Source organism: Oceanimonas sp. MB9 (assembly GCF_011319775.1).
Classification (GTDB): Bacteria; Pseudomonadota; Gammaproteobacteria; order Enterobacterales; family Aeromonadaceae; genus Oceanimonas; species Oceanimonas doudoroffii.
The window spans coordinates 265,729-277,968 of record NZ_VFBE01000005.1; the positions used below are offsets into that span (position 1 = coordinate 265,729).

11 protein-coding genes and 4 tRNA genes are annotated in these 12,240 nt (G+C 60.3%); 12 read left to right on the forward strand and 3 right to left on the reverse strand.

What is annotated here, in order from left to right; all coding sequences use genetic code 11:
- The first annotated feature begins 19 nt into the window (after positions 1-19).
- From OJHNALOF_RS04490 to OJHNALOF_RS04535, 10 genes are all read left to right on the forward strand, one after another.
- Positions 20-484 (forward strand): regulatory protein RecX, encoded by a 465-nt coding sequence (locus OJHNALOF_RS04490; protein ID WP_094200297.1) that lies wholly within the window; start codon positions 20-22, stop codon positions 482-484.
- Between the two features lie 102 nt (positions 485-586).
- Positions 587-3,214 (forward strand): alanine--tRNA ligase, encoded by a 2,628-nt coding sequence (gene alaS / locus OJHNALOF_RS04495; protein ID WP_165661285.1) that lies wholly within the window; start codon positions 587-589, stop codon positions 3,212-3,214.
- Between the two features lie 202 nt (positions 3,215-3,416).
- Positions 3,417-3,608, forward strand: a complete 192-nt coding sequence (gene csrA, locus OJHNALOF_RS04500; RefSeq protein WP_094200295.1) for a carbon storage regulator CsrA — start codon at positions 3,417-3,419, stop codon at positions 3,606-3,608.
- Between the two features lie 140 nt (positions 3,609-3,748).
- A tRNA-Ser gene (locus tag OJHNALOF_RS04505) sits at positions 3,749-3,841 on the forward strand.
- Positions 3,842-3,850: 9 nt separating this feature from the next.
- Positions 3,851-3,927, forward strand: a tRNA-Arg gene (locus OJHNALOF_RS04510).
- 25 nt (positions 3,928-3,952) lie between these two features.
- Positions 3,953-4,029: transfer RNA gene (locus OJHNALOF_RS04515), tRNA-Arg, on the forward strand.
- A 25-nt stretch (positions 4,030-4,054) separates the two neighbouring features.
- A tRNA-Arg gene (locus OJHNALOF_RS04520) sits at positions 4,055-4,131 on the forward strand.
- Positions 4,132-4,331: 200 nt separating this feature from the next.
- Entirely contained in the window at positions 4,332-4,577 is a 246-nt protein-coding gene (locus OJHNALOF_RS04525) for an OadG family protein (protein WP_094200294.1), read from the forward strand.
- A gap of 53 nt (positions 4,578-4,630) precedes the next feature.
- Entirely contained in the window at positions 4,631-6,400 is a 1,770-nt protein-coding gene (gene oadA, locus OJHNALOF_RS04530) for a sodium-extruding oxaloacetate decarboxylase subunit alpha (RefSeq protein ID WP_165661286.1), read from the forward strand.
- Positions 6,401-6,410: 10 nt separating this feature from the next.
- The gene (locus tag OJHNALOF_RS04535) at positions 6,411-7,541 is read left to right on the forward strand and encodes a sodium ion-translocating decarboxylase subunit beta (protein ID WP_094200292.1); all 1,131 of its coding nucleotides are present in this window, start codon (positions 6,411-6,413) and stop codon (positions 7,539-7,541) included.
- Between the two features lie 385 nt (positions 7,542-7,926).
- Here OJHNALOF_RS04535 and OJHNALOF_RS04540 read toward each other — a convergent pair whose 3' ends face one another.
- A complete protein-coding gene (locus OJHNALOF_RS04540) occupies positions 7,927-8,778 on the reverse strand; it encodes a Tim44 domain-containing protein (RefSeq protein WP_165661287.1) in 852 nt (283 codons plus the stop codon).
- Between the two features lie 168 nt (positions 8,779-8,946).
- On the opposite strand from OJHNALOF_RS04540, the gene dnaB reads away from it, so the two are divergent.
- Complete coding sequence (gene dnaB / locus OJHNALOF_RS04545) at positions 8,947-10,341, forward strand: replicative DNA helicase (protein ID WP_094200290.1); 1,395 nt, start codon at positions 8,947-8,949, stop codon at positions 10,339-10,341.
- Between the two features lie 9 nt (positions 10,342-10,350).
- Positions 10,351-11,439, forward strand: coding sequence for an alanine racemase (gene alr / locus OJHNALOF_RS04550; protein ID WP_165661288.1), 1,089 nt, complete (start codon positions 10,351-10,353; stop codon positions 11,437-11,439).
- Positions 11,440-11,529: 90 nt separating this feature from the next.
- Here the strand turns inward: alr and OJHNALOF_RS04555 are convergent, their stop codons facing one another.
- On the reverse strand, positions 11,530-11,742 hold the full coding sequence (locus tag OJHNALOF_RS04555) for a hypothetical protein (RefSeq protein ID WP_165661289.1): 213 nt from the start codon (positions 11,740-11,742) through the stop codon (positions 11,530-11,532).
- 38 nt (positions 11,743-11,780) lie between these two features.
- Entirely contained in the window at positions 11,781-12,230 is a 450-nt protein-coding gene (gene zur / locus OJHNALOF_RS04560; RefSeq protein ID WP_094200287.1) for a zinc uptake transcriptional repressor Zur, read from the reverse strand.
- Between the last annotated feature and the right edge of the window lie 10 nt (positions 12,231-12,240).

The window sequence follows — 12,240 nt, forward strand, 5'->3', positions numbered from 1 at the left end:
CGTGTTTTAAGGGACGAGCATGTTATTTGAGTCATCCAATCCGGATCAGGCGGTATGGGATTGCGCCTTGCGGTTGTTGTCGCGGCGGGATCACAGCCGGCGGGAGCTGGAGCAAAAGCTGCGCCAGCGCCAGTTTGGCGAAGACGAGATTACGCGTACGCTCGATCGGCTGGAGCAGCAGCAATGGCTGCAGGATGCGCGCTTTGCCCATACTCAGGTGCGCCAGCACGTGTATAAAAAGCATGGCCCCTCGCGCATTCGTGCCGAGCTGCAGCGTAAGGGGGTGAGCGCAGACGAGATTGCCGCGGCGCTGGATGAGCAGGACACCGACTGGTTCGAGCTGGCCCGGGAATGCCACCGGGCCCGCTTCGGCGACGCGCCCATCGCCGATTTCAAGGAACGCGCCAGACGCATGCGCTACCTGCAGGCGCGGGGCTTTGGCCCGGATCACATTCGTTATGCCCTGGAAAGTGACGACGAATAGCTCCTTTCCGCCTGCACCCGCCCGATGGCGCGTTTTACATTGCCGCCCATTCCTTTTAAATTATGCGTGTAAACGCCTACCAAGCTATCAACAGGATTTTCCATGCGAATGACCACGTCTGAGTTACGCAATGCGTTTCTCGAGTATTTCCGCCAGCAAGGACACCAGGTGGTGGCGTCCAGCTCGCTGGTGCCCCACAACGACCCGACCCTGCTGTTTACCAATGCCGGCATGAACCAGTTCAAGGATCTGTTCCTGGGTCTGGAACAGCGGGCCTATAACCGGGCCGTCAGCTCCCAGCGTTGCGTGCGTGCTGGTGGCAAGCACAACGATCTGGAAAACGTGGGTTACACCGCCCGTCACCATACCTTCTTTGAAATGCTGGGCAACTTCAGCTTTGGTGACTACTTCAAGCAGGATGCCATTCGCTTCGCCTGGGAATTCCTGACCGGTGTGGTCAAGCTGCCCAAGGAAAAACTCTGGGTCACCGTGTATGAAACCGACGACGAGGCCTTTGATATCTGGTCCCAGGAAATCGGCGTACCGGTGGATCGCATTGTACGTATCGGCGACAACAAGGGCGCCCAGTACGCCTCCGACAACTTCTGGACCATGGGCGACACCGGCCCCTGTGGCCCCTGTACCGAGATCTTTTACGATCACGGCGAGCATATCTGGGGTGGGCCTCCCGGCAGTCCGGAAGAGGACGGTGATCGCTACATCGAAATCTGGAACCTGGTATTCATGCAGTTCAACCGTCATGCCGACGGCACCATGGAGCCGCTGCCCAAGCCTTCGGTAGACACCGGCATGGGCCTGGAACGTATCGCCACCATTTTGCAGGGCGTGCATTCCAACTACGAAATCGATCTGTTCCAGGCGCTGATCAAGGCCGCCGCCGACGCGGTGGGCACCAGCGATCTCGACAACAAGTCACTGCGGGTTATCGCCGACCATATTCGCTCCTGCTCCTTCCTCATTGCCGATGGTGTCATGCCGTCCAATGAAGGCCGGGGTTACGTACTGCGTCGTATTATTCGCCGCGCCGTGCGCCATGGCCGCAAGCTGGGCGCCGACAAGACCTTCTTCCACACCCTGGTGGCTGCCTTGTGCGAGCAGATGGGGGAAGCCTATCCCGAACTCAACACTCAGCGCCCGATCATCGAGAAGGTGCTGCGGCTGGAAGAAGAGCAGTTTGCCCGCACCCTGGACCGGGGCCTGCAGCTGCTGGAAGACGCCATTGCCGAACTGGGCGAGGGCACTGTGCTGCCCGGCGAGGTGGTGTTCAAGCTGTACGACACTTACGGCTTTCCGGCGGATCTCACCGCCGACGTGCTGCGGGATCGGGATATCAGCATTGATGAGGCCGGCTTTGAGACCCTGATGCAGCAGCAGCGGGAACGGGCCAAGGAAGCCTCCAACTTTGGTGTGGATTACTCCAAAACCATCAAAGTGGACGGTGCAACCGCCTTTACCGGCTACGAGCACCTGGCCCAGCCGGGCAAGGTGACCGCGCTGTTCAAGGACGGTGAGCCGGTGAACGCGCTGATCGCCGGCGAAGAGGGCGCCGTGGTGCTCGACACCACGCCTTTCTATGCCGAGTCCGGCGGTCAGGTGGGCGATGCGGGTGTGATCCGCATGGATGACGGCCTGTTCGTGGTGAAAGACACCCAGAAGGCCGGCAGTGGCATTCTGCACCTGGGTTTCATGGAGCTGGGTACCCTCGAAGTGGGCGAGGAGGTTTCTGCCGCGGTCGATGGCGCTCGTCGTCAGGCCACCGCCCTCAACCACTCGGTGACCCACCTGCTGCACGCCAGCCTGCGCAAGCTGCTGGGCGAGCACGTGACCCAGAAAGGCTCGCTGGTCGAGCCCGAGCGGCTGCGCTTTGACTTCTCCCACCTGGAGGCCATGAGTGCCCAGGAACTGCGGGAAGTGGAAGACATGGTCAACCGTGACATTCGCGCCAACCTGCCGGTCTCCACTCGGTTGATGGATCTGGAAGGCGCCAAGCAGGCCGGCGCCACCGCCCTGTTCGGCGAGAAGTACGATGAAAACGAAGTGCGGGTGGTGGCCATGGGCGAGGTGTCTACCGAGCTGTGTGGCGGTACTCACGTCGGCCGTACCGGCGACATCGGTCTGTTTAAGATCCTCTCGGAAAGCGGCATTGCCGCCGGTGTGCGCCGTATTGAGGCGGTGACCGGCGAGGCCGCGCTGGCCTATCTGCACCAGCTTGACCATGAAATTGCCCAGGCCGCTAGCCTGGTAAAGGGCGACACCTTCTCGGTGTCGGCCAAGGTGCGCCAGGTGCTGGATCGCAGCCGCCAGCTGGAAAAGGAAATCGAACAGCTCAAGGGCAAGCTGGCGGCTCAGGCCGGTGCCTCTCTGCTGGAGCAGGTGCGTGATATCAACGGCAACAAGGTGCTGGTGGCCAACCTGGCAGGGGTGGATGCCAAGTCTCTGCGTGGCACCCTGGACGATCTCAAGTCCAAGCTGCAGTCCGGCGTGGTGGTGTTGGGCACCGTCAGCGGTGACAAGGTCAGCCTGATTGCCGGTGTCACCAAGGATCTTACCGGCAAGGTCAAGGCCGGCGAGCTGGTCAACATGGTGGCCCAGCAGGTGGGCGGCAAGGGCGGTGGCCGTCCCGACATGGCTCAGGCCGGTGGCAGCGAGCCGGCGGCCCTGCCGGCGGCGCTGGACTCGGTCACGTCCTGGCTCAGCGAGCGCCTCTAAGGCCGCAGTCCAAGGCAAGCCGTCTATAATTTGATTCGGCAGCGTTAAGCCGAGTGGTATAAAGAGGCCTGTCATCGACAGGCCTCTTGATTTTGGCATCGGCTCACCCCATTTCAGGCCATGGGAAGGCTGGGTTTTTCGTCGCCTTTATCGGATAATAACCAACATATTTTCTAATCATTGCAATTACAGGAGCAGCCATATGCTGATTTTGACTCGTCGAGTAGGGGAAACCCTGATGATCGGTGACGAAGTAACCGTGACCGTGCTGGGTGTGAAGGGTAACCAGGTGCGTATTGGTGTGAATGCACCGAAAGAAGTGTCCGTTCACCGTGAAGAAATCTACATGCGTATACAGGCCGAGAAGGGCACCGGCGAAGACAGCCAGTATTAATTAACGGGTTTTTGGGGCGTTTTTTATTCTTTTTGGTGGCTTTGGCAGCGAAATGCTTAAAGTCTGTTCGAACGAAAAAATCGGGTTGGAAAAGTGTTTGACTTATTTTGGCCCGGCGGTAATATACGCCCCGCAAACACGGTGAGGTGGCCGAGAGGCTGAAGGCGCTCCCCTGCTAAGGGAGTATGCGGCTTATACCCGCATCGAGGGTTCGAATCCCTCCTTCACCGCCATTTTACAGCGCATCCGTAGCTCAGCTGGATAGAGTACTCGGCTACGAACCGAGCGGTCGGAGGTTCGAATCCTCCCGGATGCGCCACTTTTAAAAAGCGTTTTTCAGAAAAGCATCCGTAGCTCAGCTGGATAGAGTACTCGGCTACGAACCGAGCGGTCGGAGGTTCGAATCCTCCCGGATGCGCCATCTGAAAATAAACGCAACATAACATGCATCCGTAGCTCAGCTGGATAGAGTACTCGGCTACGAACCGAGCGGTCGGAGGTTCGAATCCTCCCGGATGCGCCATCTAAAAAAGCCGGCCTTGTGCCGGCTTTTTTCTTTTGTGTTTTTCACTTCCTGCTTTCTTCGGGTCCTGTGACCCCACTCACCTTGTGATGACTTTTTTTTAATCTTTACGACACTTTTGACAATGCGGCGTTGTCATTACCCGGGTTGGCTCAGTATGCTCGTGGCCCTGGACAAACCACAGCAAGGACAACGCTGATATGAATAACCTCTCTGCACAACTGCTGGAGGCCGCCAGCCTGATGGGGCTGGGCATGGCCTTCGTTTTTGCCTTTCTTTCTCTGGCCATTGTGGCCGTCAAGCTGTTGGCCCGCCTGGCGGGTGAAGCGGCGCCCGCGCCTGCGGTCCCGGTTGCGCCTGCAACCGCCGACCAGGGACCGGGTCCGCAAACACTTGCCGCCATCTCTGCGGCCATTGCCCAATATAAAAAAAACCACAAGCCCTGAGCGGCACATAACGGAAACTCCCTTAAACGGAAACATGAACGGAGCTCTTACTCATGACCAAATCTCTGGCCATCACTGACGTCGTGCTGCGCGACGCGCACCAATCCCTGCTGGCAACCCGCCTGCGCCTGGAAGACATGCTGCCCATCGCCGAAAAGCTCGATGCCATCGGTTACTGGTCCCTGGAAACCTGGGGCGGTGCCACTTTTGACGCCTGTATTCGTTATCTGGGCGAAGACCCCTGGGAACGCCTGCGTGCCCTGAAAAAGGCCATGCCCAACACCCGTCAGCAAATGCTGCTGCGGGGTCAAAACCTGCTGGGCTACCGCCATTATGCCGACGATCTGGTATTCAAGTTTGTGGAGCGGGCCCGGGCCAACGGCATGGACGTATTCCGCATCTTTGATGCCATGAATGACGTACGCAACCTGCAAAGTGCCATTCAGGCCACGGTGGAAATGGACGGCCATGCCCAGGGCACCATTTCCTACACCACCTCGCCGGTTCATACCCTGGATACCTGGGTAGACATGGCCAAGCGGCTGCAGGATCTCGGCTGTCACTCCATCTGCATCAAGGACATGGCGGGGCTGCTCAAGCCCTACGAGGCCGAGACGCTGATCAAGCGCATCAAGGCCGAAGTCTCGCTGCCGCTGGCGCTGCACTGCCACGCCACCACCGGCCTGAGTCTGGCAACCCACATGAAGGCCATCGACGCCGGCATCGATATTCTCGACACCGCCATTTCCTCCATGAGCATGACCTACGGCCATTCGCCCACCGAGACCCTGGTGGCCATGGTGCAGAACAGTGAGCGTGACACCGGCCTGGATCTGACCAAGCTGGAAGAGATTGCCGCCTACTTCCGTGAGGTGCGCAAGAAATACGCCAAGTTCGAGGGCAGCCTCAAGGGCGTGGACTCCCGTATTCTGCTGGCCCAGGTGCCCGGTGGCATGCTCACCAACATGGAAAGCCAGCTCAAGGAGCAGAATGCCGCGGATCGCATGGACGAGGTGCTGGAAGAGATTCCGCGCGTACGGGAAGATCTGGGCTTTATTCCGCTGGTGACCCCCACCTCTCAGATAGTGGGCACCCAGGCGGTGATCAACGTGCTCACCGGCGAGCGCTACAAGAGCATCACCAAGGAAACCGCCGGTATTCTCAAGGGGGAATACGGTGCGGCCCCGGCGCCGGTTAATGCCGAGCTGCAACAGCGGGTGCTGGATGGTGGCGAGGCTATCACCTGCCGGCCGGCGGATCTGCTCTCCGATGAACTGGAGCGGCTTACCGGCGAGTTCAAGACGCTGGCCAAAGATGAGCAGCTGCGGGTGGCGAGCGATGAGGTGGACGACGTGCTCACCTACGCCTTGTTCCCGCAAATCGGCCTCAAGTTCCTGCGCAACCGCGACAACCCGGGTGCCTTTGAGCCGGCTCCGGCCGCCTCGCCTGTAGCCGCCCCTGCGGGCGCTCCCGAGACTTATGCGGTCAAGGTGGACGGTCGTGTCTATGAGGTGGAAGTGGGCCCGGCGGGCAGCATCAGCGCCGTGCGTGATGCCAGTGCGCCGGCTGCGGCTCCTGTCGCCGCGCCGGCACCTGCATCCGCGGGTGCCGGTGAGCCGGTGGCTGCGCCGCTGGCGGGCAATATCTTCAAGATCCTGGCCAAGCAAGGCACCCAGGTCGCCGCCGGTGACGTGCTGCTGATCATGGAAGCCATGAAGATGGAAACCGAGGTGCGCGCCGCCCGGGACGGCCAGGTGGTGGACGTGCTGGTCAAGGAAGGCGACGCCGTGTCTGTGGGCGATGTCCTGGTCACCCTGGCATAAGGAGCACGGAATGGACTCTTTGTTGACCCTGTGGCAGGAAACCGGCATCGCCAACTTCCACTGGAAACAGCTGGTAATGATCGCGGTCGGCCTGCTGTTGCTGTATCTGGCCATCGCCCGGGGCTTTGAGCCCCTGCTGCTGCTGCCCATCGGCTTTGGCGGCGTGCTGGCCAATATTCCCAATGCCGGCATGGCCGAGCCCGGCGGTCTGCTCTATTACGTCTATGAAGTAGGCATCGGCAGCGGGGTGTTTCCGCTGCTGATCTTCATGGGGGTCGGAGCCATGACCGACTTTGGGGCGCTGATTGCCAACCCCAAAACCCTGCTGCTGGGGGCGGCGGCCCAGTTTGGTATTTTCGCTACCCTGTTCGGCGCCATTGCCCTCAATGCACTGCCCGGTTTTGATTTTACCCTGGCGGACGCCTCGGCCATCGCCATCATCGGCGGTGCCGACGGCCCCACCGCCATCTTCCTGGCCTCCCGGCTGGCACCGGATTTGCTGGGGGCCATTGCCGTGGCGGCCTATTCCTACATGGCGCTGGTGCCGATCATTCAACCGCCCATCATGAAGCTGCTGACCACCCCGGAAGAGCGGGCCATCAAGATGGATCAGCTGCGTCATGTGAGCAAGCGCGAGAAGGTGATCTTTCCGCTGATGATCCTCACCCTGACTCTGCTGTTCCTGCCGTCGGCGGTGCCCCTGGTAGGCATGTTCTGCCTGGGTAACCTGATGAAGGAATCGGGCGTGGTGGACCGGCTGTCAAAGACCGCCCAGAACGAGCTGATCAACGTGGTCACCATCTTTCTGGGACTGGCGGTGGGCTCCAAGCTGTCGGCTGAACAGTTCCTGACCCTGGATACGCTTGGGATCCTCGGCCTGGGTGCGGTGGCCTTCTCCATCGGCACCGCAGCGGGTGTGCTCATGGCCAAGCTGATGAGCCGGCTCACCGGTGGCAAGGTTAACCCGCTGATCGGCGCCGCCGGCGTATCGGCGGTGCCCATGGCGGCCCGGGTAGTGAACAAGGTGGGACTGGAAGCCAACCATCAGAACTTCCTGCTGATGCATGCCATGGGCCCCAACGTGGCCGGTGTGCTCGGCTCGGCGGTGGCTGCCGGTGTGCTGCTGGCCCTGGTGGGCTGACGACTGTCAAACTGGATGACAAGGCGCCTGCGGGCGCCTTTTTATTTTGGGGAGTAGGAGGGAGCTGGGAATGGGGATACGGGGTTTCTCGCTCCCACGCTCCTGCGTGGGAGTGTATATCGGATGGTCAGTCGGGGCTGCGGTTCAGTACTTTGCTCGGTTCGGTAGGTTGAAATGAGCGCAGCGAATTACCACATTTCACCGTCGCCTGCCTTGTTGCGATTTCGCTCATCACAACCTACAGCGTGCTGTCGTTCCTTCGCAGTGTGAGTACGTTGTGGGCAGGCCGCCCCTATTCATCAGGGACAAGATCCGCGCTCGAAAGGGGGGCGTAAATAAAAAGGGCTGCCCATGGCAGCCCTTTGATTTGGCAAACAGGAAGTTATCAGGCCAGATCTTCCAGGCCGACAATCAGCCAGGGGGCGTTGGCCTGGGTCAGGTCCCGCTCCAGGTGCCAGATTTCATTGATGTCCTGCTCCACGTTTTCCACGCTGTCGCGGTAGCGGCCACTGAACTTCAGGCTGACCTGAGCCTGGTAGGAAGTATGGTCGGCACGCACCAGCTCGGCATCCACGAACATTACCTCGGTGTGCTGATCGCCGCTCAGGCTGGCCCGCTCGCGGCTCAGCTCGGCAAACAGCTCGGGAGACATGTATTCCCGCATTTTTTCCAGGTCGTTCTGGTTCCAGGCCTGCTGCAGGGTGCGATAGTGCTCGCGGGAGCCCTGCAGGAAGGCCTGCATGTCAAAGCCCGGGGGCAGGCTGAAGGGCACATCGGTCTGGCCAAAACCGCCGGTGGCACCGGTGGCCGGGGCGGACTGTGGCGCTTCAAAGCGCTGGGGGCCATTGTAGGCCGGCTGCTGCGGTTGTTGCCGTGCCTTGCTGCCCTTGAGGGCGCGCAGCAGGAACACGGCACCGATGGCCAGGCCGGCGATCAGCAGAAAGTCCATAAACTGGAAACCTTCAAAAGCGCCGGAGCCCAGCAGCCAGGCGAACAGGCCGCCGGCCAGCAGGCCGCCGAGAATGCCGCCCATCAGGCCGGACTTCTTGGCCTTGGGCTGGGCCTGGCTGCCGGCGGTGTTGTTGATGTTCTGCTGGGCCGGTTGCGCCGGCGCGGTCTTGTAGGACTTGCCGACAGAGCGGCTGCCGCCGCCCATCTTGCGGGCTTCGGCGTCAAAGGCGGTGGCGGTCAGGCCCACCGCAAAGACGAGGGTAAACAGGGCAAGCAATTTGCGCATGGTGATTTCCTTGGGTTACAGACTGGCAACATCGTAAAGCAGGGACATGTTATGTCAACTGCTGTTTAATCATTCGCCATCGACTTTTACGGTTAGGGCAAGATTGAACCTTTCAGTGGCGGGCAAAAATTCCGATAATGGCGTTTTGGTCACGCAGTGAGAGTTCCGATGACAGACAAATCCGCCGCCAGGCCCGATCAGGCCGTGGCCCAGCTGAAGATGCCGCCCCATTCCTTTGAAGCGGAGCAGTCCGTGCTGGGCGGCCTGCTGCTGGACAACAACGCCTGGGATCGGGTGGCGGAAAAGGTCTCGGATACCGACTTTTACAGCCGGCCGCACCGGCTGATTTTTCAGGCCATGCAACGCCTCAGCCAGACCGGCAATCCCATCGATTTGATCACGGTGCAGGAAGAGCTGGAGCGGCACGAGGCGCTGGAAACCGTGGGCGGTTTTTCTTATCTGGTGGAAATCGCCAAGAATACTCCCAGTGCCGCCAATATCGGTGCCTATGCCGATATCGTGCGGGAGCGGGCGGTGGTGCGCGAGATGATTTCCGTGGCCAACGAGATTGCCGAGGCCGGTTTTGACCCTCAGGGGCGCAATTCGTCCGACCTGCTGGATCTGGCCGAAAGCAAGGTGTTCAAGATAGCCGAAAGCCGCACCAGCGCCAATGAAGGCCCGCAACCCCTGCGCAATCTGCTCGAAAAGACGATCGATCGCATAGAAGATCTATTCAAAAATCCCCATCAGGGCATAACCGGAGTCTCGACGGGATACAATGATCTAGATAAAAAAACTGCCGGACTACAGCCTTCCGATCTGATTATAGTGGCGGCCAGACCCTCTATGGGTAAAACCACTTTTGCAATGAATCTTTGCGAGCATGCTGCACTAACAAATGACAAACCTGTGCTCATATTCTCCTTGGAAATGCCATCTGAGCAGATTATTATGCGGATGCTTGCTTCCCTGGGACGAATCGATCAAACCCGCATTCGTACCGGGCAACTGGATGATGAAGACTGGGGCAGGTTGTCTTCCACCATGGGCATGCTGCTGGAAAAGGGTCAGCTCTATATTGACGACTCCTCCGGTCTGACTCCCACCGAAGTACGCTCCCGGGCCCGGCGTGTGGCCCGCGAGCACGGCGGCGTCAGCATGATCATGATCGACTATCTGCAGCTGATGACGGTGCCGAGTCTGGCCGATAACCGGACCCTGGAGATCGCCGAGATATCCCGCTCGCTCAAGGCCCTGGCCAAGGAGCTGGAAGTGCCCGTGGTGGCGCTGTCCCAGCTGAACCGAAGCCTGGAACAACGGGCCGACAAGCGGCCGGTAAACTCGGATCTGCGGGAATCGGGATCCATCGAGCAGGACGCCGACCTCATCATGTTTATCTATCGGGACGAGGTCTATCACGACGACAGCCCCGACAAGGGTATCGCCGAAATCATCATCGGCAAGCAACGTAACGGACCCATAGGCAAGGTGCGGCTGACGTTCCAGGGGCAGTTTTCCCGCTTTGACAACTACGCCGGACCGGATTTCGATGATGATTATTGAGGAGCGAACATGGATGCACGGGGAGCGGTGGCCCGCATCAGTCTGGCGGCGATTCGGCACAACCTGAAGGTGGCCAAACAACAGGCACCTAATGCCAAGGCCGTGGCGGTGGTCAAGGCCAATGCCTATGGGCACGGTGACCTGCGGGTAGCGGCGGCGCTGGAGGCGGATGCGGATCTGTTTGCGGTAGCCCGCTTTGAAGAGGCGCAGCGCCTGCGTGCCGGCGGCATTCGCCTTCCCATCCTGTTGCTGGAAGGTTTTTTCAATCTCGAGCAGCTGCATTATGCCGCGCGCCACGACTTTCACCTGTGCATTCACGGTCACGCCCAGCTCGATGCCCTGGAGCGTACTCCGCTGGCCGCCCCGGTGACCGTCTGGGTCAAAATCGACTCGGGCATGCATCGAGTGGGCTTTGCCCCGGAAGAGGCCGAAGGGGTGTTTACCCGCCTGGCGAAACTGCCTCAGGTGGTGCAGCCGGTGAACGCCATGACCCACTTCGCCCGGGCCGACGAGCCCGAGCAGCGCACCGTGACCGAGGCCCAGGTTGCCCGTTTCAAGGCCGTCACCGATGGCAAAGTGGCGGCCACCGCCCTGTGCAACTCCGCCGGCGTAATGGCCTTTCCCGAGGCCCATGCCGACTATATTCGGCCCGGCATCATGCTCTATGGCATCACCCCCTTTGGCGATCGGCAGGGCACCGACTTTGGCCTGCGCCCGGCGATGAATTTTACCACCACCCTGATCGCGGTACGTGAGCACAAGGCCGGCGAGCCGGTGGGTTATGCCGGCAGCTGGGTCAGTCCTCGTGACACTCGCATTGGCGTCATTGCCGTGGGCTACGGTGATGGCTATCCGCGCATGGCGCCGGCAGGCACCCCGGTGCTGGTCAACGGCCGCCGGGCCACCCTGGCGGGCCGGGTCTCGATGGACATGGCCACGGTGGATCTGGGGCCGGACGCCACCGATCAGGTGGGGGATGAAGTGCTGCTGTGGGGTGATGGGCTGGCGGCGGAAGAAGTGGCCCGCCATGTGGGCACCATTGCCTATGAGCTGGTGACCCGCATGACCGCCCGCCCGAGACTGGAATACGTGGATTAACGGGGATATTCCTCAGGCAACCCGGTGATCAGCCATCGGGTTGCCTTATACTGCTTCACGCTTCACGCTTCACGCTTCACGCTTCACGCTTCACGCTTCACGCTCAGGTATTCCCAGTTTCTGCTCAAACTCCTGCTTTGCCGGGTTCCACTTCATGTAATACCAGGGGTTATCGGTCTGCCAGACCGGAAAGGTCAGTTCAATCTCGTTTTCTTCGTAGTGATACAGCGAGGTACTCAGTTTCACCTCGCTGGCCAGGTAAAACACGGCCAGCAGCAGAAACAGCTTGAAAAAGGCGCCCATCCTCAGCATTCCTTGTGGCTGGTGGTTACCTAACTATATCAGCTGTCGGCGGTTTCGCTCCGGCATCGGCGGCAGCGGCCATGGGCCTCGATAGACTGGCTGGTGATGGCAAAGCCGTGCTGCTCGGCCTGATGTTCAAAAGCCCGGTTGATGGCCTGATCGTGCAACTCGATGACGTCGCCGCACTGGGTGCAGATCAGCAACTGCATGGGGTGGTGCTCGGCGAAGTGGTCGCAAAACAGAAAGGCATTGAGGGACTCTACCTTGTGCACAAAGCCCTGGGCCAGCAGAAAATCCAGCGCCCGGTACACGGTTGGCGGCTTGGCATTGGGCTCCAGCTCCCTGAGCCGGTCCAGCAGCTCATAGGCGCTGACCGCGCCCTTCTGGCCCGCCAGCAGCGAAAACACGTGGCGCCGGGTGGGGGTAAAACGAACCCCACGCTGCTCGCACAATCGCTCGGCACGTTCAAGTTGTTGTTGAATGGACATAAATCAGGCT